Source organism: Actinocrinis sp., assembly GCF_035653575.1.
Classification (GTDB): Bacteria; Actinomycetota; Actinomycetes; order Streptomycetales; family Catenulisporaceae; genus Actinocrinis.
Genome location: NZ_DASRBQ010000068.1, coordinates 14,017 through 33,170, shown reverse-complemented (window position 1 = coordinate 33,170; position 19,154 = coordinate 14,017). Strand labels below are relative to the sequence as shown.

General features: G+C 69.3%; 17 protein-coding genes. 12 read left to right on the top strand and 5 right to left on the bottom strand.

Annotated features, from left to right (window positions below):
- Positions 1-83: 83 nt before the first annotated feature.
- The gene (locus VFA06_RS09730; RefSeq protein ID WP_324840127.1) at positions 84-596 is read right to left on the bottom strand and encodes a YceI family protein; all 513 of its coding nucleotides are present in this window, start codon (positions 594-596) and stop codon (positions 84-86) included.
- Positions 597-716: 120 nt separating this feature from the next.
- Here VFA06_RS09730 and VFA06_RS09725 point away from each other — a divergent pair, with 120 nt between their 5' ends.
- The 9 genes from VFA06_RS09725 to VFA06_RS09685 all read left to right on the top strand — a co-directional run bounded on the left by VFA06_RS09725 (position 717) and on the right by VFA06_RS09685 (position 15,028).
- Positions 717-1,226, top strand: coding sequence for a MarR family winged helix-turn-helix transcriptional regulator (locus VFA06_RS09725; RefSeq protein WP_324840126.1), 510 nt, complete (start codon positions 717-719; stop codon positions 1,224-1,226).
- 316 nt (positions 1,227-1,542) lie between these two features.
- Positions 1,543-4,329, top strand: a complete 2,787-nt coding sequence (locus tag VFA06_RS09720; RefSeq protein ID WP_324840125.1) for a glycoside hydrolase family 15 protein — start codon at positions 1,543-1,545, stop codon at positions 4,327-4,329.
- 110 nt (positions 4,330-4,439) lie between these two features.
- Positions 4,440-5,657, top strand: a complete 1,218-nt coding sequence (locus VFA06_RS09715) for an ROK family transcriptional regulator (protein ID WP_324840124.1) — start codon at positions 4,440-4,442, stop codon at positions 5,655-5,657.
- Between the two features lie 214 nt (positions 5,658-5,871).
- The gene (locus tag VFA06_RS09710) at positions 5,872-7,152 is read left to right on the top strand and encodes an extracellular solute-binding protein (RefSeq protein WP_324840123.1); all 1,281 of its coding nucleotides are present in this window, start codon (positions 5,872-5,874) and stop codon (positions 7,150-7,152) included.
- 10 nt (positions 7,153-7,162) lie between these two features.
- The gene (locus VFA06_RS09705) at positions 7,163-8,188 is read left to right on the top strand and encodes a sugar ABC transporter permease (protein ID WP_324840122.1); all 1,026 of its coding nucleotides are present in this window, start codon (positions 7,163-7,165) and stop codon (positions 8,186-8,188) included.
- Positions 8,185-9,063 carry a carbohydrate ABC transporter permease gene (locus VFA06_RS09700; protein WP_324840121.1) on the top strand — a complete coding sequence of 293 codons (879 nt, stop codon included), beginning with the start codon at positions 8,185-8,187 and terminating at the stop codon, positions 9,061-9,063. The genes VFA06_RS09705 and VFA06_RS09700 overlap by 4 nt, the downstream gene beginning before the upstream one ends.
- On the top strand, positions 9,060-10,673 hold the full coding sequence (locus tag VFA06_RS09695; RefSeq protein ID WP_324840120.1) for a glycoside hydrolase family 66 protein: 1,614 nt from the start codon (positions 9,060-9,062) through the stop codon (positions 10,671-10,673). Before VFA06_RS09700 ends, VFA06_RS09695 begins: the two co-directional genes overlap by 4 nt.
- A 23-nt stretch (positions 10,674-10,696) precedes the next feature.
- A complete protein-coding gene (locus VFA06_RS09690; protein ID WP_324840119.1) occupies positions 10,697-13,303 on the top strand; it encodes a glycoside hydrolase family 66 protein in 2,607 nt (868 codons plus the stop codon).
- Positions 13,304-13,348: 45 nt separating this feature from the next.
- On the top strand, positions 13,349-15,028 hold the full coding sequence (locus tag VFA06_RS09685; RefSeq protein WP_324840118.1) for a glycoside hydrolase family 13 protein: 1,680 nt from the start codon (positions 13,349-13,351) through the stop codon (positions 15,026-15,028).
- 7 nt (positions 15,029-15,035) lie between these two features.
- Here the strand turns inward: VFA06_RS09685 and VFA06_RS09680 are convergent, their stop codons facing one another.
- From VFA06_RS09680 to VFA06_RS09665, 4 genes are all read right to left on the bottom strand, one after another.
- Positions 15,036-15,695, bottom strand: coding sequence for a PadR family transcriptional regulator (locus VFA06_RS09680; RefSeq protein ID WP_324840117.1), 660 nt, complete (start codon positions 15,693-15,695; stop codon positions 15,036-15,038).
- Between the two features lie 29 nt (positions 15,696-15,724).
- Entirely contained in the window at positions 15,725-16,138 is a 414-nt protein-coding gene (locus VFA06_RS09675; RefSeq protein WP_324840116.1) for a nuclear transport factor 2 family protein, read from the bottom strand.
- A 91-nt stretch (positions 16,139-16,229) separates the two neighbouring features.
- Positions 16,230-16,850, bottom strand: coding sequence for a hypothetical protein (locus VFA06_RS09670; protein ID WP_324840115.1), 621 nt, complete (start codon positions 16,848-16,850; stop codon positions 16,230-16,232).
- Between the two features lie 175 nt (positions 16,851-17,025).
- Positions 17,026-17,490, bottom strand: a complete 465-nt coding sequence (locus VFA06_RS09665; RefSeq protein WP_324840114.1) for a MarR family winged helix-turn-helix transcriptional regulator — start codon at positions 17,488-17,490, stop codon at positions 17,026-17,028.
- A 118-nt stretch (positions 17,491-17,608) separates the two neighbouring features.
- Here VFA06_RS09665 and VFA06_RS09660 point away from each other — a divergent pair, with 118 nt between their 5' ends.
- The 3 genes from VFA06_RS09660 to VFA06_RS09650 all read left to right on the top strand — a co-directional run bounded on the left by VFA06_RS09660 (position 17,609) and on the right by VFA06_RS09650 (position 19,106).
- Positions 17,609-18,313, top strand: coding sequence for a hypothetical protein (locus VFA06_RS09660; protein WP_324840113.1), 705 nt, complete (start codon positions 17,609-17,611; stop codon positions 18,311-18,313).
- A gap of 169 nt (positions 18,314-18,482) precedes the next feature.
- The gene (locus VFA06_RS09655; protein ID WP_324840112.1) at positions 18,483-18,857 is read left to right on the top strand and encodes an STAS domain-containing protein; all 375 of its coding nucleotides are present in this window, start codon (positions 18,483-18,485) and stop codon (positions 18,855-18,857) included.
- Positions 18,858-19,106, top strand: a complete 249-nt coding sequence (locus VFA06_RS09650) for a hypothetical protein (RefSeq protein WP_324840111.1) — start codon at positions 18,858-18,860, stop codon at positions 19,104-19,106.
- The last annotated feature ends 48 nt before the right edge of the window (positions 19,107-19,154 follow it).

The following is a 19,154-nucleotide window of genomic DNA, read 5'->3' as shown; positions in this document are numbered from 1 at the left end:
CCCCGGCCGGGCCCCAGCCAAGGCTATGACCGCGGCCGCCGCTGCCAGCACTTATACCCCGCGTGCCGCGGTGGCCGCGGCGCTCAGCTTCCGGTGCGCGTGAAACGCAGGGTGGCCGTGACAGTCGCGGCGCCGCGCAACATGCCTATTTGATTCCACGTGATCCCGAAGGCGGCGCGGTCGACGTCGAACTGCGTCGTCAGCGTGATGCTCGCGGGCTCGGTCGCGGCGAGCGTGGCGGTGATGGTGAGGGCCTGGGTGACCTCGCGGACGGTCAGCAGCCCCTCGACGCGCACGGTGCCGTCCGCGTTCTGCACGGCGCTGAGCACGTCGAACTTGATGACCGGGAACCGCTCGGCGGCGAAGAAGTCGTCGGAGCGCAGGTGCCTGTCGCGGGTGCTGTTCTTCGTGTCGACGGAGTCGGCGCGCACGTTGATCACGCCTGTGGCGGTTCCGTCCGCGTCGAGCTTGCCTTCGCCGCTGACGTCCTTGAAGGCGCCTTTGACGGTCACCAGGCCCCACATGGTCTTGTGCCGGAAGGCGATGGTGGAACGCGCGGTGTCGAGTACGAACTGGCCGGGGGCGCTGGCGGTCATCGAAGTCTCCTGCGAAGGGCGGACGGCGATTGGTCAAGCGGGCGGGCACCGAAGCACTCGTCCAAATTTGAACGTCACGCTAGCATGAAATCCAAATTTGGACGACAGCTACGATGGAGCATGACCAACGACGCGGAGCCCGCCCGCCCCGGGACCGGCGCGCCCGGGGACACGGGTACGCGGCTACCGGAGGAACTGCGGCTGTGGATGCGGCTGCTCTCGGCGGCCGGAACGGTCGAGCAGATCATGGCCAAGCAGGTCAAGCAGACCTTCGGCATCTCGCACGACGAGTTCCTCGTGCTGTGCCTCCTGGCCGAGCAGCCGGGCGCCAGCCTGCGGATGACGCAGATCGCGGAGCTGCTCGGGCGGCCCAAGACGCGCCTGACCTACCAGGTCGGCTGCCTGAGCCACTTCGGCCTGGTCACCCGTGAGTCGGTGAGCGGGGACCGGCGCGGGATCGCCCTGACGCTGACCGCGAAGGCGCGGCGGCTGCTCGCGGAGAAGGGCCCGGATCTGGCCGCGGCGGTGTGCCAGGCCCTGGCCGAGACGATCGGCCCGGATTGGCGGCGCACCGTGGGCGCGGCCGCGGCGGTGGCCGGACGCGCCCACGCCGCCGCTGACGAAGACTGATTCGCGAAGGAGCCGGGCCGCGGCACGCGCACACCCATAGTCCCGGCCCGTAACCGCTAGTCCCCGGCTCGCGTGTAGCCGTCGACCGCTGGATCCGAGCGCGCGTCCGCCGGTGATTCGCCGCAGGTCAGGCAACCCCCGCCTGACGCGCGATTAGTTGCTTGACAAAAGGAATTAACTCGCACGACACTGTTCGCACCCGGAGCCGCCCCGCGACTCACGCCCTCCGGGCCTCGCATCAGGTCGGCCGACCTGCAGTTCGATCATCCACGTCCGATCATGCACGTCTGCAACGAAGCAGGAGAGGCTGCCAGGGATGAGATTCCGAAGACTCGTCGGATCGGCGACGGCCGGAGCCGTCGTCATAGCCGGGGCCGTGTCCGCGTCGGTGCTCGCCGCCGGGCCGGCCGGAGCGGCGAGCCCGACCCAGCCGTCCGCCGAGACGGCCAGGTCGCTCTACATGAACAACTGGAGCGACACCACCGGCATCTGGATGGCGCCGCAGCTGGCGCAGACTGACAGCAACACCCAGTACGGACCGCGCCTCGGCGAGCTGCACTACTCCCCGAACGGCGCCGCCTCCGCCGGGTCCGCCATCAACCAGATCGTCGACTACACCGGCTTCTTCCGCGACGAGACCCACGGCGTGAAGTACGACCAGGTGCACAACTTCTCCGCGGCCACCGGCTACCTCGACTCGGGCGGCATCCTGCGCTCGGACTACGGGCCCTACTCCGGCACCGCGATGCCGGTGAGCATCGGCCGCGACTACGCGATGGTCCCCAACCAGCACTTCATGGTCGTGACCTACCGGCTGACCAACACCACCGGCTCGGCCGTCACGATGAACGTGCTGGACTCGGTGCACCTGAACAACACCGGTTCCGGCTCGGGCGCCACGGTGCACGCCACCTACGACTCGACCCGCGACGCCGACGTCGCCGACATGTCCGCCAGCGGCCAGTACCAGATCGTGCTCGGCTCCTTCGGCGCCTCCAGCGGCCACCAGGTCGGCGACGACACCGTCTCGAACACCTCCAGCGCCACGGTCGCGCCCTGGTACGCCTTCGACGCGAACGGCAGCCTGCCCGGCAACACCAGCGTCACGGCCGGCAACGTCGACATCGCCCTGTCCAAGCTCGTCTCGGTCCCGGCCAACAGCACCGTGAGCACCTCGTTCTACCTGGCGATCGCCGCCACCCAGAGCGACGCGCTGGCCGCCGCCGACACCGCCCGCGCCTCGAGCGACACCTCGTGGCAGCAGACCACGACCACCGACTACGCGAACTGGCTGGCCGCCGGAAAGCGGGTCACCTCCACGTTCACCGACACCGGCCTGTCCACCGCCTACGACCGGTCGCTGGTGGTGATGAAGCAGACCCAGAACCCGGTGCTGGGCACCTGGCCCGCGGCCACCAACCCGATCGCCTACGGCTACAAGACCTGGATCCGCGACTCGGCCGTCACCGCGCTGGCCATGGACACCGCCGGCCACCACGCCGAGGCCGCGAAGTACTTCAACTGGCTGATCAGCGTGCAGAACTCCGACGGCTCCTTCGGCACCACCTACAACGAGTGGACCGGACAGTACGTCAGCTTCGTGCAGCCGGAGAACGACTCCATCGGCATCTTCCTGATGGGCGTGCTGCGCCACTACCAGCAGACCGGGGACACCACGTTCCTCAACGCCATGTGGCCCGCGGTGCAGAAGTCCGCCGGGTTCATCGCCGGCGGCATCCAGAGCAACGGCTTCGGCCCCTCGGACTTCTCCATCTGGGAGGAGACCCAGGAGTACAACGCCTTCACCCAGGCCACCTACGAGGCCGGGCTCTGGGCCGCCGAGCTGTACGCCCAGGCCGAGGGCAACACCGCCCTGGCCGACAGCTGGAGCTCCGCGGCCGGCAGCATCGCCACCGCGCTGCAGCGCTCCTCGCTGGCCAGCCCGGCCGGAATGTGGAACGGCCCGTCGAACTACTACGACCGCGCCGTCAACACCGACGACACCGCGCGCGTCTCACCGGTCGACTCCTCCTCCGACATGCTGCTGGTACTCGGCGTCATCGACACCGCCAGCAGCCGCGCCGCCTCGCACGTCTCGACGGTCACCTCGGATCTGACCCACGACACCTACGGCATCGCGCGCTATCAGGGCGACAACTTCTACTACACCTCGCCCTACAGCCCGGCCGGCAACGAGGCGCTGGCCGCAGAACCGTCGTGGCCGCAGATGAGCATGTATCTGGCGATCCAGGAGATCTTCACCGGTGACACCATCACCGCGCTCAACCGCCTGACCTGGTACGTCACCCGCACCGCGACCGGCTACATGCCCCCCGGCGAGGCCACCTCGAACGTGACGCAGAAGCCGATCGTCTCCACCATGGTCGAGCCGGTCACCGGCGCCTGGTACGTGCTGGCCGCGCTGGCCTACGGCGGTCAGACCGACACCCGCGTCTACCCGACGGTGACCAGGGCCGGCGCCAACGCCACCATCACCGTGGACGCGGGTACGACCGGCGACTGGCCGCAGTGGTCCTCGGTGCCCTACTTCACCGACCAGGTCGGCGACAACGCCAACGGCGATCCGGACACCGACATCCGCAACGTCGCGGTCGCCAACGACGACTCGAACCTGTACGTGCGGGTCGACAACGCCGACGGGCACCTGCCCAACTACCAGACCGCCACCGAGTTCGGCGTGGACGTCTACGCGGCGGACTACTCCGGCGCCGCGACCGCGACGACCACCGTCGGCATCGACGGCTCGACGCTGCCGCGCCCGGTCTCCTACCTGGTGGCGCGCCGCTCCAGCGACAACCGCTACCTGCACTACCACGTGGCCAACGGCGCGTGGGTGCAGGACGCCGACATCACCAGCGTCATCGCGCCGCAGTGGGACCCCGCCACCGGCCGGGTCGAGCTGGTGATCCCCCGCTCCGCGCTGGCCAGCTCCGGCACCGCGAACGGGACGGTGGAGCCGCTGACCATCGAGCTGGAACACCAGAACCCGACGACGCTTGCCTGGACCGAGGACGACACGAGCACCCTGCTCTACCGGCTCACCGCCTCGGCCACCGCGGCGCTCTACGGAAACGTGCGGTGACTTTCGAGGATGGTGACCGTAGTGGAACCCTGACACGCTGACGCCCCGGCCTGGGGCACACTTTCCCCGACGACCTCAGGCGACGAACCTTCGAGCAAGGAAGAGCGATGATGCCGGAGACGATGGACCGTACCGCGCCGCACCAGCCGGAGCAGTGGTCCTCGCGTGAACGCAACCTGGCCGCGCTGTTCACGGCCATCCTCACGCGCGGACCGATCTCCCGGCGCGACGCGGCGCGGGCCATCGGGATGTCCCAGGCCGCGGTGACCAAACTGGTCAAGCCGATGATCGCGGGCGGCTACGTGACCGAGCAGGAGGGCTACTCCGAAGGCCCCGGCCGCCCGCTGATCCCGCTGGTCATCGACGCCAAGCGGCACAACGCCGTCGGCGTGAAGGTGACCAGCGGGGAGCTGATCGGCGTCGTGGTCGACCTGCACGCCGAGGTGCTGCAGTCCAGGCGGGTGCCGCTGGCCGACCCGCGGCCGGACACGGTCGCGGCGGCGGTGGCCGACCTGACCCGGGACCTGCTCAGCCGCGCCGACGGCGGCGCGAGCAGCACGGTCGGCGTCGGCGTCGGGCTCGGCGGCCACGTCGACGGGCGCCGCGGCGTGGTGCGCTTCTCCCCGATGCTGGAGGACTGGCGCGACGTGCCGCTGCAGCGGATGCTCGCCGACGCGCTGCACCTGCCGGTGCTCATCGAGAACGACGTCAACACCCTGGCCGTCGCCGAGCAGTGGTTCGGCGCCGGGCGGGACACCTCCTCCTTCGCGGTGGTCACCGTGGGCGCGGGCGTCGGCGGCGCGATCGTCATCGACGACCAGTTGCTGCACGGCGCGAGCGGCGCGGCCGGCGAGTTCGGGCACAACATCGTCGACCCGCGCGGCCCGCTGTGCCACTGCGGCAAGCGCGGCTGCATCGAGGCCTTCGCCAGCGACGAGGCGATCGTGCGGGCGATCGGCGAGCGCGGCGGGCGGGCCCCGGGCAGCCTCGCCGAGGCGGTGGAGATCGCGCACGGCGGCGACCCGGTGGCCCGGCAGGTGTTCGTCGAGGCCGGCCGGGCGCTGGGCCAGGGCCTGGCCGGCCTGGTCAACCTGATCAACCCGCCGGTGGTGATCCTCTCCGGCGAGGGCATCAGCGCCTCCGATCTGATCATCGACGCGCTGAGCGAGGAACTGGCCCGCTCCAGCTTCTCCACCGCCGGGCGGGACTGCCGCCTGGTGGTGCGCCCGCTGCCCGACGAGACCTGGGCCCGCGGCGCCGCGGCCACCATGCTGCGCCACGGCGTACTGCGCTCGCTGATGACGCTCACCGGCGAGATCCAGGTGTAGGAGAACAGCGCCGCGAGAACCGCGGCGCCGCGCGAAACGCACTGTAAAACCCCTGCTATCCGAGCCGGACCGGATACGGCCTCGAATAGTTTGCTTGGCGAACGAAAACAATCCCGGCCGGGGGCGCAGCACCGACGCTCAGGCGGTGCGGCCCCGGCTCCTCCCGACACACACCTCCCATCCAGCCCCTCACCACGACACAGGAGTCATGGACATGAGTCGTCGTCACGACCGCGCACTGATGCTGGGAGCGGCCGCGCTGTGCGCGTCGCTGCTCGGCGCCTGCTCGTCGGCAAGCTCCCCGGCCGCCTCCTCCGGTCCCGTCACGCTCACCTTCTGGGGCACCTACGGCAACGGCGGCAACAAGACCCAGACCGACGCCCTGAACAACACGATCATCCCGGCCTTCGAGAAGGCCAACCCCGGGATCAAGATCCAGTACGTCGACATCCCCTACGACTCGATGCTGCAGAAGCTGACCACCGGCGCGGCCGGCGGCCAGCTGCCCGACCTGGTGCGCGCCGACCTCGGCTGGGTGCCCAAGCTCGGCGCCCTCGGGGTGTTCGCGCCGCTGGACCAGAAGATGAGCGACTACAAGACGCTCGCGGCGGCGGACTATCCGGGGACCGTGGCGACCAACCTGTTCTCCGGGCACTACTACGGCCTGCCGCTGGACACCAACACCAGGGTGCTGATCTCCAACCCGGACGCGCTGAAGGCCGCGGGCATCGCCGCGCCGCCGGCCACCTTCGACGAGCTGAAGGCCGACGCGCCGAAGCTGGCCGCCAAGAAGGTCGCGGTGTTCGCGGACAGCGGCCTGCAGGGCTGGAACCTCTACCCGTGGATCTGGTCGGCCGGCGGTTCGGTGACCGACGCGGACCAGACCAAGGCCACCGGCTACCTCAACAGCCCGGCCAGCGTGGCGGGCGTGCAACTGCTGGTGGACCTGTACAAGGCCGGCGACATCCCGAAGCTGATCACCGGGGACAAGGGCGCGACGCAGACCTCTGACGGGCTGCCCAAGGGCCAGTACGCGAACATCCTGGACGGGCCGTGGATGACCGGGATCTGGTCGGGCCAGTACCCGAGCTTCAAGCCGGTCTACTCCCCCGTGCCGGCCGGGCCCGGCGGCTCGGTCTCGGTGACCGGCGGCGAGGACATCGTGATGACCTCGGCCTCGGCGCACCAGGACGCGGCGGAGAAGTTCATCCGCTTCACCCAGAGCGCCACCTTCCAGCTGGCGATGGCCAAGACCGGGCAGATGTCCGTGGTGCAGGCCCTGGGCGCCCAGGAGGCCGCGGCCTCGCCGGAGCTGGCCCCGTTCATCAAGCAGCTGGCCACCGCCAAGCCGCGCCCCTCGGTGCCGCAGGCCCCGCAGATCGACACCGTGCTGCAGGACGACCTGACCCCGGCGTTCACCGGGAGCACGTCGGTGCAGGCCGCGCTGGACAAGGCCGCCGCTGACATCGACCCGCTGCTGACGGCGACCCGGTAGGCCGCACAGCATGATGACCGCTCAGAACGCCGCGGCGTCGTCGAACGCCGCCACGTCTGAACCCGCGGACGCACGCCTCGTCGCGCCGGCCGATGCCGGCGCGGCGGGGCCGCCGCCCCGGCCCCGGGGAACGAACCGCGCGCCGCTGTGGCGGCGCACCGCCTCCTCGCGCACCGCGCTGCTGTTCCTGGCGCCCGGGTTCCTGCTCTTCCTCGGCCTGATCGTCTATCCGATGGTGCGGGCGTTCCAGATGAGCTTCTACGACTGGAACATCGTGGCCGGGTCGGTCAGCCGCTTCACCGGGTTCGCCAACTACACCCGCGCCTTCCACGACCCGGTGTTCTGGCGGGCGGCGGCCAACAGCGGCGTCTACATGGCGTTCACGGTGCCGCCGCAGATCGTGCTCGGGTTCCTGGTCGCGACGCTGCTCAACAACAAGGCGCCGGGCCGCGCGCTGTTCCGGGTGCTGTTCTACCTGCCGGTGGTCACCAGCTGGGTGGTGGTCTCGCTGCTGTTCCAGTACCTGTTCGCGGACAGCGGCCTGGTCAACTGGATGCTGCACGACGTCACGCACGTGACCTCGCAGCCGACCTCGTGGCTGGCGGGCCGCTGGACCGGGATGGTCGCGGTCTCCGCGCTCGGGGTGTGGAAGGGCGTCGGCTGGTCGATGGTCATTTTCCTCGCCGCGCTGCAGGGCGTGTCCAAGGAGCTGTTGGAGGCGGCCGAGATGGACGGCGCCGGCGCCTGGCACCGCTTCCGCGCGGTGACGCTGCCGGCGGTGCGCCCGGCGCTGCTGTTCGTCACGGTGATGCTCGTCATCGGCGGGTTCAACGTGTTCACCTCGGTGCTGCTGATGACCGGCGGCGGCCCGGCGGACTCCACGCAGGTGCTGCTGACGTACATGTACCAGCAGGCGTTCAAGAACCTCGACTTCGGCTACGGCTCCTCGATCGCCGTGCTGCTGACGCTGTTCGTGTTCGTCCTGTCCGTCGTCCAGCTGCGGGTCTTCCGCGGCGATGCCGAGGAGGCGGCGTGACCACCCTGTCCCCCACCGCCCTCGCGCCCGCGCGCAGCACCCGCTCGCGCCGGCGCGCCACCGGGCAGGCCGTGCGGTACCTGGTGCTAGCCGTCGGCGCGGTGATCATGCTGCTGCCGTTCGCGTACATGCTCTCGACTTCGTTCAAGAGCCAGGCCTACGTGCTCACCCTGCCGCCGCAGTTCATCCCGCACCCGGCGACGGTGTCGAACTACACCGGCGCCTGGAGCTCGCACGACTTCGCCCGCTACTTCGTCAACTCCCTGATCGTGGCGGCCTGCACCACGGTGCTCTCGCTGCTGCTCAGCTCGATGATGGCCTACGCCTTCGCGCGCTTCGCGTTCCCGGGCCGGGAGCTGCTGTACAAGACCCTGCTGCTCGGGCTGATGATCCCGGCGATGATGCTGATCATCCCGCAGTTCGTGCTGGCCAAGTACCTGGGCCTGCTCGACTCGCTGGCCGGTCTCGTGGTCTTCTACGTCGGCGGTTCGCTGCCGCTCAACACCTTCCTGCTGCGCGGGTTCTTCGCCGCGATCCCCAAGGAGCTGGAGCAGGCGATGACGGTGGACGGAGCCGGGGCGTGGACGCGTTACCGGCGCCTGATCCTGCCGCTGGCCAAGCCGGCCCTGGCCACCGCGACCATCTTCACGTTCCTGGCCAGCTGGGACGAGTTCGCCTGGTCGCTGACCATCATCAACACCCCGTCCAAGCAGACCCTGCCGCTGGCGATCGCGCTGTTCCAGGGCGAGAACTCCACGCTGTGGGGCCTGGTGTTCGCCGCCTCGGTGATCGCCGTGGTGCCGGTGATCGTGGTGTTCCTGCTCTTCCAACGCTACTTCGTACAGGGCCTGACCGCGGGAGCCGTCAAGGGATGATCGACCTACTGCCCACTAAAACCCTCTACCTGCCCGACCAGCCGGTGCTGATCGAGGTGCGCGGCGACTGCCCGCCGGGCGCGGTGCTGACGGCGCGTCACCTCGGGCAGACGCAGGCCGAATGCGAGGTCGGCCGCGGGGTGGCCGACCTGGGCCGCCTGCCGGTCGGCGGGTACGGCGTCGAGCTGTGCGACCCGGACGCCGCGGTGCTCGCGCGCACCGCCGTGCAGGTCGCGGCCGACCCCCGCGCGGTGCTGCGCTACGGCTTCGTCGTGGACTACCGGCCCGGGCGCGACCTGACCGCGGTCGCCGACAACCTGCGCCGCCTGCACCTGACCGGGGTTCAGTTCTACGACTGGGCCTACCGGCACGCCGATCTGGTCGGCGGCGGCGAGGTCTACGACGACGCGCTCGGCCAGCCGGTCTCGCTCGACACCGTCCGCTCCCTGATCGAGCTGTGCCACGAGGTCGGCGCCAGCGCGCTCGGCTACGCCGCGGTCTACGCGGTCGGCCGCCAGGAATGGGCCAAGTGGGAGCATGACGCGCTGCTGACCGCGAGCGGGGAGCCGTACGCGCTCGGTGACTTCCTGTTCATCGTCGATCCCGCGGCCGAGGACTGGATCGCGCACTTCACCGCCGACGTGTGCACCGCGGTGGCGCGGGTCGGCTTCGACGGCTTCCACCTGGACCAGTACGGCTACCCCAAGCGCGCCCGCCGCGCCGACGGCACGCCGGTCGACGTCGCCCGCAGCTTCGTCACCACGATCGAGCAGGTGCGCGCGGCCCTGCCCGGCTCGCGGCTGGTGTTCAACAACGTCAACGACTTTCCGACTTGGGCGTCTGCCGCCGCGCCGCAGGACGCGGTCTATATCGAGGTCTGGCCTCCGCACGTCGGGCTGGAACACCTTGCGCAGGTCGCCACGCGCGCCCGCACCGAAGCGGCCGGCAAACCCGTCGTGATCGCCGCCTACCAGCACGTCTACGACAGCGCACCAGCGCAGAGCGCGGATCGCGCCACCGCGCTGAGCATGGCGACGCTCTACTCGCACGGCGCCACGCAACTGCTGTGCGGCGAGGCCGACCGGATCCTGGTCGACCCCTACTACGTGCGCAACCACACCACCGAGCCGTCCACCGCGGCGCTGCTGCACCGCTGGTACGACTTCCTGGTCGAGCACGACGAACTGCTCACCGCACCCGGGATCACGGAGGTCACCGGCTCCTTCGCGGGCAGCTACAACGACGACATCGACGTCACCTACCCCGACACGGGCACCCCGGTCGGCCACAGCGCGACGCCCGGGGCGATCTGGCGCCGCATCACCCAGGCCGGCGACCGGTATGTCATGCATCTGATCAACCTGGCCGGCCAGGGCGACACGCTGTGGGACGCGCCGCGCAACGCCCCCGCCGAGGTCGGCGCGGGCACGCTCAAGATCCGCCGCGCCGGGTCCGAACCGCCCCGCGTGCGCGTCGCCGACCCGGACCGCCACCCCCGGCTCATCGACGTCGAAGTCACCCTGGACGGCGACTTCGCCTACGCACAGCTGCCCGCGCCGCACCTGTGGCAGCTCGTCCTGATCGACCCGAGCCGCGCCACCCACCCCTGATGACCGCCCCCATGGAGCCAACGATGCAACGACGCATTCGCCGCCCGAGAACCATGATCGGCGCCCTGGCCGCGCTCACCGTCGCCGGCCTGCTCGGCGCGGCCCCCGCCGCGCACGCCGCGGGCGGCACGGTCAGCCTGACCGACGCCTACGTCGACCAGGCCCGCTACAACCCCGGCTCCTCCGCCACCGTCTCCGCGGTCGTGCACGAGACCAGCGGCGCCGGATCGTGGTCGGGCAACGTGAACTACACCGTCACGCACCTGGGCGGCACGGTCACCTCCGGGTCGGTCCCGGCCACGGTCGCGGCCAACGGCACCAGCACCGTGACCTTCTCGGTCACCCCGCCCAGCACCGACTTCACCGGCTACCTGGTGCAAATCAGCGCTGGAAGCTCCACGGCGGCCACCGCGATCGACGTGTCCAGCAACTGGACCCACTTCCCCAGGCTCGGATATCTGACCTCGTACAGCTCCTCCACCACCAGCGCCTCCGCGGACGCCGACATAGCCACCCTGGTGCGCCGCTACCACATCAACGCCGTGCAGTTCTACGACTGGATGTGGCGGCACGAGAACCCGGTCGAGCACAACGCGGACGGCAGCCTGCCCTCCACCTGGACCGGCTGGAACGGCGACGTGATCTCGACCAACGCGGTCAAGACCTACATCGCCGCCGCGCACGGCCGCAGCGTCGCCGCGATGCCGTACTCGATGTCGTACGCCGCGCTGCAGAACTACCAGAGCGTCTCCGGGGTCTCGCCGAGCTGGGGCCTGAACTACCAGTCCACCGGCCAGCCGTGGTCGTTCCAGATGAAGCCGGACGACCCGAACACCGTGATGTACATGTTCAACCCGGCCAACACCTCCTGGCAGAACTACATCACCGCCAAGTACGCCGACCAGGTCAACTCCATGGGCTTCGACGGCGCACACCTGGACCAGCTGGGCAACTGGGGCGCGATGACCGACACCTCCGGCAACCCGGTCGACCTGCAGTCGGGCCTGGCCTCCCTGGTCACCGCCACCAAGAGCGCGCTGTCGGCCACCTCGGGCAAGGTCGTGGGCTTCAACGCGGTCGACGGCTTCGGCGGCCCGAACGTCGCCGCGGCCAAGGCCTCGGACTACCTGTACTCAGAGCTCTGGGACAACCACGAGACCTACCTGGCGGTGAAGTCCTACATCGACAGCCAGGAGCAGGCCTCCGGCGGCATCCCCTCCGAGGTCGCCGCCTACGTCAACTCCAAGGACGACGCAGGGCCCTCCTACGAGGCCGAGAACGGCACCTTCGGCGGTGGCGTGTCCTTCGCCAACGACCACCCCGGCTACACCGGCAGCGGCTTCGTGGCCAACTTCGGGCAGGTCGGTGACAGCGTCACCTTCACCGTCAGCGCGCCGGAGGCCCGCCAGTACAGCCTGGTCTTCCGCTTCGCCAACGCCACCGGCGGCGACGCGACCCGCACCATCTCGGTGGACGGCAGCCCGATCGGCGACGTGAAGTTCCCGTTCGACACCAGTAACAACTGGAACAACTGGTACACCAACGCCGACATCGTCACCCCGACCCTTTCTGCCGGGACGCACACCGTCACCGTCGCGGTCGGCTCCACCGACGCCGGCTACATCAATCTCGACAACCTCGTGCTCGGCACCTTCGACACCACCTCCGTCGAGCTGGCCGACTCGGCGTTCGCCGCCTCCGGCGCGACGCACATCGAGATGGGCCAGGGCGATCAGATGCTGGCCGCGCCGTACTTCCCGGACCACAGCAAGCAGATGACCAATCAGCTGCATTCCTGGATGAAGGACTACTACGACTTCATCACCGCCTACGAGAACCTGCTCTACGGACCGGATGTGCACTCGGTGGACTCCGGCAGCCAGTTCCTGTCCATCGCCGGGGTGAGCACCAGCGGCAACGCCTCGGGCGGCACCGTGTGGACCGACCTGAAGAAGACCTCGAGCGACGACGTCATCCACCTGGTCAACCTGCTGGGCAATGACGGCACCTGGCGCGACGCGGGCAAGGCCACGCCGCCTGCGCAGAGCAACCTGGCCGTGAAGTACTACCTCGGCCCGGACGAGAACCCGACCGCCGTGCACGTCGCCTCGCCGGACACCGCGCACGGCACCAGCACCAGCCTGAGCTACACCGTCTCCAGCGACGCGAACGGACGCTACATCACCTTCACCGTGCCGTCCCTGAACAACTGGGACATGGTCTACATCGACCGCACCTTCAACACCCCGGCGAACAACCAGTACGAGGCCGAGAACGCCGTGCTGACCAACGTCGGCACCAACACCAACCACCCCGGCTACACCGGCAGCGGCTTCGTCGACAACTTCTACCTGGCCAACAGCGGCGTGTCCTTCACCGTCAACGCCACCACCGCCGGCACCCACAACCTGGTCTTCCGCTACGGCAACGGCGGCACCGACGCCTCGCGCATCGTCGCCGTCGACGGCAACCAGGTGGCCACGCCCAGCTTCCCGACCCTGGGCACCTGGGACGCCTGGAGCACGGTCAGCGTCCCGGTGACGCTGACCGCCGGACTGCACACGGTGGTCATCTGGGACGACACCGGCAGCCGGAACGCGATCAACCTCGACAACCTCTCTCTGTCCTGACCGAAACGCTCTTTGGTCAGAACCTCACGGGAAGCGGCTGACACCTTGTCCGACAACATCACGGCTTCGGCACAGCGGCCGGCCTGGTGGCGCCACGGCGTCATCTACCAGCTGTACGTGCGTTCCTTCGCCGACGCGAACGGCGACGGCATCGGCGACCTGAACGGGATCGCGGCCCGGCTCGACCACATCGCCGGCCTCGGCGTGGACGGGGTCTGGCTCAACCCGTGCTACCCGTCGCCGAACCGCGACGGCGGCTACGACGTGGCCGACTACACCGTCATCGACGAGCGTTACGGCGGGATGCCCGCGTTCGAGGCGCTGCGTGACGCGGCGCACGCCCGGGGTCTGAAGCTGCTGATGGACCTGGTGCCCAACCACTGCTCGAGCCAGCACGCGTGGTTCCGCCGCGCGGTCGCGGCCGGCCCCGGCTCGGATGAACGCGCCAGGTTCATCTTCCGGGACGGCCGCGGCCCCGGCGGATCGCAGCCCCCGAACAACTGGCGCTCCACCTTCGGCGGCCCGGCCTGGACCCGGCTCACCGCCCCGGACGGCGAGCCGGAACAGTGGTACCTGCACAGCTTCGATGCCAGCCAGCCGGACTTCAACTGGGCCAACCCGCAGGTCGCGGACATGTTCGACGAGGTGCTGCGCACCTGGTTCGACCGCGGCGTGGACGGCTTCCGCATCGACGTGGCCTACGCCATGGTCAAGCACCCGGACCTGCCGGACCTCGACGACCCGGCCGGGGACAACCCGTACCTGTGGAACCAGCCCGGGGTACACGAGATCTTCCGCCGCTGGCGCGCGCTCGCGGACGGCTACGGCCGCGAGCTGGCGCTGGTCGGCGAGGTCTGGCTGCCCCCGGCCGAGGCGGCGGACTACATCAGGCCCGGGGAGCTGCACCAGGTCTTCAACTTCGACCTGCTCCAGCAGTCCTTCGACGCCCGCGAGTTCCGCACCTCGATCACCGACTGCGTGGACGCGCTCAAGCACGCCGAGGGCGTCCCGGCGTGGACGCTCAACAGCCACGACGTGCACCGCGCGGTCACCCGCTACGGCCTGACCGATCCTGAGCCGCTCAACACCGCGGACGCCAACGCGCTGCGCACTCGCGCGCGCGGAGCGGTCGATGTTCAGCTGGGGATCAAGCGGGCCAGGGCAGCGCTGCTGCTGATGCTCGCGCTGCCCGGCGCGGCCTACCTCTACCAGGGTGAGGAGCTCGGTCTGCCCGAGGTCCAGGACCTGCCGGACGACGCGCGCCAGGACCCGATCTGGGAGCGCTCGGGCGGCACGGAACACGGCCGCGACGGCTCACGCGTCCCGCTGCCCTGGCGAGCCGACGCCCCGAACTTCGGCTTCACCCTCGCCACGCAAAACGAAGCCGACCACGCCACAGCCCCGACGACTACGCCCCCCTGGCTCCCGCAACCCGCCTGGTTCGCCGACTACTGCGTCGACCGCCAGGACGCGGACCCCGAGTCGGTGCTGGCCTTCTACCGCCGGGCCCTGGGCGAACGCAGGCACCTCGACCCGGATGCCCCGCTGGTGTGGCTGGAAATCCAGCGCGAGGACGCGATCGCCTTCCGCCGCGGGCAGTACGTGTGCGCCACCGTCTTCGACGGCCCACCGATCGACGCCCCGGCCGAGTGGGGCCAGGCAGTCATCTCCAGTGGCACCCCAGGCGGTACGACCACGACGACCTGGTACCGCGCTGATAGCTGAGCAGTCGTCAAAGACTCGGCGGCGGGCCGACCGAACCGGCACCGCCGGCCGCCCCGCCGCCACTCAGCTTCGCGCCGCCCTTCACTGAATAGCCCCGACCCTCACCCCCGGACCGCTTCTCCCGCACCTCCAATACCTCCAGCGCCCGCTGCGCCCAGCGGATGTTCTCCTTCTCGAAGGCGCGGCCCCGCATCAACGTCAGGTACGGTCCGACGCGCTCGACCTCGTCGAAGTACTCCTCCTCGGTGCGCCCGGCCAGCAGCCGCGCCCGCATCCGGTCGTAGCGCGCCAGCTTCGCGCGCGCCAGGTCGAGGCGCTGCGCGACCGCGGCAAGCACGGCCTCGCGGTCTCCGACGTCCACCGCCTGCACCTTGACCAGCAGTTCATCCCGGATCGCGGTCACCTTGGCGGGCTGCGCGGTGAACTCGCGCAGCGCCGCGAGGCCGGCCTCCGTCAGGCGGTAGACTCGCTTGTTCGGCCTACGGTCCTGCTCCACGACTCGGGCCGCCACGAGCCCCTCGGCCTGCATGGCCTCGAGTTCCTTGTAGAGCTGCTGCGGGGTGGCCATCCAGAAGTTCGCCACCGACGCGTCAAAGCTCTTGGACAGGTCGTAGCCGGACGCCTCGCCGTCCAGGAGCGTCGCCAGCAGCGCATTGCGCAGTGCCATGCCGGTGCTTCAGTCCCCTCGTCGGCTAGTCAAGAAATTGCACTACGTCGCGAGGCCTCCGCCGCCTCCCGGGCGATCTGGTCGAACTGGGCGTTCATGGCGTCGGCCAGTGCGTTGGCCCCGGAGAGTGGGCGCACCATGACCATGAAGTCGTCGATCTTGCCGTCCTCGTCGAAGTGCAGGAAGTCGCACCCGGTCAGCTTTCTGCCGTTCACGGTCGCGGTGAAGACGAGGGCCAGGTCGCGGCCGTCCGGGTTGGCGATCTCGCGGATGTAGGTGAAGTCCTCGAACACGCGCAGCACGCCACGCAGGATCGCTGCGGTGATCGGCTTGCCGGGGTAGGGCTTGAAGGCGACCGGGCTGGTGAACACGACATCGTCGGCCAGCAGCGCGGTCACCGCCTCGTGGTCCCGGGCCTCGACGGCCTTGCGGAACGGATGCATCCCGACCACCCCATCTACTCAATTTTTTGTATATGTGACGCCAGCGACGCTAGGCGCACGAGCGCCGATTGTCCAGCTTCTGAGGCGCCGATCAAGCAGCGCTCGAACGCAGGATGTACCACAGCCGCCACGGTGTGGTGTGTCGCTGCCAGACGGTGGGACCCGGACTGTAGGCGGGTCCGGTGTGCCTGCGCACGGCCGCCGAGGTCTCGTCGAGTTCGTAGGCGGCGAGATAGGACGGCGCCGACGGGTACGGCGGTTTGATCTCCTCGACCCGCTCGTATCTGACGGCTCGTAGCGCATGGCGCCGCTCGGCGACCTCGCGAAGGTGTACGTCGGTGTAGAAGGCGTTGAACTCGGCGAGCTCTTGTGCTGAGAGCCCGTCGGGCGGGTTCACGCCCAGCAGGTAGATCGCGTGTGGCAGGGATTGCCGCGGGGCGGTCTCGGCGATCTGGCGGTAGGTCACCGCCCACACCCGGCGCAGCTCATCCGGCGCTTCGTCCTCCAGCGTGGTCGCGTTCACGACCGGTGTGACGGTCAACAGTCGCGGCGGGCGAAACCCGCGAGCGGCAACGCCGTCGAGGACAAACAGCTCGCCCCGGTGCCCCGGGGCTGCCAGCAGGGAGATGACCTGCTCAAGGTCGACAGCGCGCCGCGGCTCCCATCCCTGCCACAGCACGAGATCGCCGGGGGCGCTTGATGCGTTCGTCACAGCAGGATGCTAGGCACTGATACCGAGCGAGTCATGCCCACGTTGGTTCTGACACTCCGAACCTGCACGAGTGTGTCCTGCGGAAGCTGCAATTGTGCGTGCGTCGGCTACCTCGTTCGGGCGGCACCAGTCCGCGGCGCGCCGGCCGGCGTCGCGGCTGCGAAGCGGACGGCGGTCATGGGTCGGTCGGTTCCAGAATTCGCGTGAGCAGTTCGACGAGCTGATGCCGCTGCGCCTGCGTGAGCGGCGCGAGCAGGTCATCCTGGGCCTTGTTGACGACCGCGTCGAGCGCAGCGAGCTCGCTGATGCCGCCGGGGGTGATCGTGACAATGTTCCGTCGTTTGTTCTGCGGGTCGGCCCGGCGCTCGATGAGATGGCGTGCTTCAAGTTCGGTCAGGGCAGCAGTCACATCGCTGCGGTCGATCCCCGTGGTGCGCCCGAGGTCGGTCTGGCTGGCCGGGCCCCACTGCTCGAGCGCGGCCAGAAGGCGGTAATGATAGCCGCGCAGCCCGTCCCCGTGCTGCTCGAAGCCCGCCGAGAGTATTGCCGAGGAGCGGGCGAAGGCTCGGCTGATGAGCCAGGTCGGCCGGTTTGTGATGCGGTCCGGGGTGCGGTCGAACTGGTGGGGACTGAGCGGCATGACCCCAGGCTAACAGTTGTTGGCGCGGCCAACACATGTTACGTTGGCAGCACCAACATTGGTTGGGCCAACATTACTTTCGCACTCCATCCATCCAGCGACCACCACGGGAGAGCCCATGAACACCGCCGCCACCCACGACACCAAGCGCGTGCTGATCGTCGGCCGCAGCCCGAACGTACTGCTCGAAGCAGTGGACATCCTGCGCAGCAGGGGCTACGAAGCGAACGCCACAAACCAGTTCGACGACGTCTTGAGCGACTATGACGTAAGGCAGATCGACATCCTCGTCTTCGGCGGCATGGTCCCGACAGACACGAAAGAGCGCCTTCGCGGTCAGGTGTCCGCGCTCAATCCGGCAGTGACTTTCGTCCAGGGGCTCAGTGGCATCGCAGGGCTGATCGCGGCTCAGGTCGAAGCCGTCACCACCACCGACACACCCGCGCGAACGAAGGTGACCTACGACGACTCCCGGCGATCAGTGCTGATCACGCTCGACGCGGCGGCCCGAGCGACCGTCGAGGCGTGGTGGGCTACCTCCTTGCAGCCTCCCGAGCCCCGCAGCACGCACACGGTGGTGTTCGACAGGCGGCTCGAACCCGGGCACCACGCGATCGCCATGCCGCGGGAGGTCCCCCACGAAGCCTCGTTCACCGCCACCAGGATCAATGGCTCAGTGTACGTATTCACAGTCGGGCCGATGCCGAGCGCGGTGACCCGATTGATTCCCGCCTCCGCGACAGACCGGCGACTTCCCGACGTCGAGAAGGTGACGACACACTCTGATCCGCGACCCGCCGATCGGCGTCTCGCTGGCCATTGAGGCGCCGGCCTTCTTCTGCGGGTTTGACGCCGGGCGATTCGGTGAGACGGTAGAGGTATTCGCATGAATCGCGAGCCAGGGTGTCGTGCTGGCGTTTGCCGCAGCTCGGCGTTCCGGTCCACGTAGATCGCATCAGGCGGTCGGCATGTGGCGGACGAGAGCGGCACCAATGGATTCTCCTGTCTCCTTCGGCACGTCTATGGTCGGTGACGAGCGGGTTGTGACCGTCACCGGTGAGCTTGACCTGACTAACTGCTCGACCTTCGAGAAGGCGCTGCTCACCGCGGTCGCGGCGACGCGACGCGGCTGCGAACTCGTGGTGGACCTGAGCGGCGTGCGGTTCTTCGACGTCTCAGCGCTGCGCGCGCTGCTGGCTGCCGCTGATGCGGCGCAGGCCGCGCGCGTGCGTTTACGCCTGACTGCCTCACCTGTGGTCGGCCGGGTCATCGACGTGCTGGGGGCCGATCTCTCGCGCGCGGATCGCGGCTTGATCCGCACGCCGGACGGCGTGCGGCCGAGGATCTCGATCCCCCCGAGCACCTGAATGGACCTCCAGCAGGCCTCCGTGTTCGCGCGCCAGCGCGCTCGCCCTGACACCCCAGGCGAGGTCGAGCACGAAGACGAGAACTCGATCGCAGTGCAAGTGGCCGCGGGCGTGCTGGCTGAGCGCGAAGGGATCAGCCCTGGCCAGGCGCTGGAGCGGATGCGGACGTGCGCTGCCAAGGACGCGATCACGATGACGGTTCTCGGCCACCGGATTGTGCAGCACCGGGGCTGGCCGCCCGTCGCTTGATAGCTCAGGAGGTTGATCCGCTCAACGGAGGTCCGTCGACGTTGTAGC

Excerpts from the sequence above, each read along its gene's own strand:
- VFA06_RS09730 (WP_324840127.1), bottom strand. The coding sequence starts at position 596 with ATGACCGCCAGCGCCCCCGGCCAGTTCGTACTCGACACCGCGCGTTCC.
- VFA06_RS09725 (WP_324840126.1), top strand. The coding sequence starts at position 717 with ATGACCAACGACGCGGAGCCCGCCCGCCCCGGGACCGGCGCGCCCGGG.
- VFA06_RS09720 (WP_324840125.1), top strand. The coding sequence starts at position 1,543 with ATGAGATTCCGAAGACTCGTCGGATCGGCGACGGCCGGAGCCGTCGTC.
- VFA06_RS09715 (WP_324840124.1), top strand. The coding sequence starts at position 4,440 with ATGCCGGAGACGATGGACCGTACCGCGCCGCACCAGCCGGAGCAGTGG.
- VFA06_RS09710 (WP_324840123.1), top strand. The coding sequence starts at position 5,872 with ATGAGTCGTCGTCACGACCGCGCACTGATGCTGGGAGCGGCCGCGCTG.
- VFA06_RS09705 (WP_324840122.1), top strand. The coding sequence starts at position 7,163 with ATGATGACCGCTCAGAACGCCGCGGCGTCGTCGAACGCCGCCACGTCT.
- VFA06_RS09695 (WP_324840120.1), top strand. The coding sequence starts at position 9,060 with ATGATCGACCTACTGCCCACTAAAACCCTCTACCTGCCCGACCAGCCG.
- VFA06_RS09690 (WP_324840119.1), top strand. The coding sequence starts at position 10,697 with ATGCAACGACGCATTCGCCGCCCGAGAACCATGATCGGCGCCCTGGCC.
- VFA06_RS09680 (WP_324840117.1), bottom strand. The coding sequence starts at position 15,695 with ATGGCACTGCGCAATGCGCTGCTGGCGACGCTCCTGGACGGCGAGGCG.
- VFA06_RS09675 (WP_324840116.1), bottom strand. The coding sequence starts at position 16,138 with ATGCATCCGTTCCGCAAGGCCGTCGAGGCCCGGGACCACGAGGCGGTG.
- VFA06_RS09665 (WP_324840114.1), bottom strand. The coding sequence starts at position 17,490 with ATGCCGCTCAGTCCCCACCAGTTCGACCGCACCCCGGACCGCATCACA.
- VFA06_RS09660 (WP_324840113.1), top strand. The coding sequence starts at position 17,609 with ATGAACACCGCCGCCACCCACGACACCAAGCGCGTGCTGATCGTCGGC.
- VFA06_RS09655 (WP_324840112.1), top strand. The coding sequence starts at position 18,483 with ATGGATTCTCCTGTCTCCTTCGGCACGTCTATGGTCGGTGACGAGCGG.
- VFA06_RS09650 (WP_324840111.1), top strand. The coding sequence starts at position 18,858 with ATGGACCTCCAGCAGGCCTCCGTGTTCGCGCGCCAGCGCGCTCGCCCT.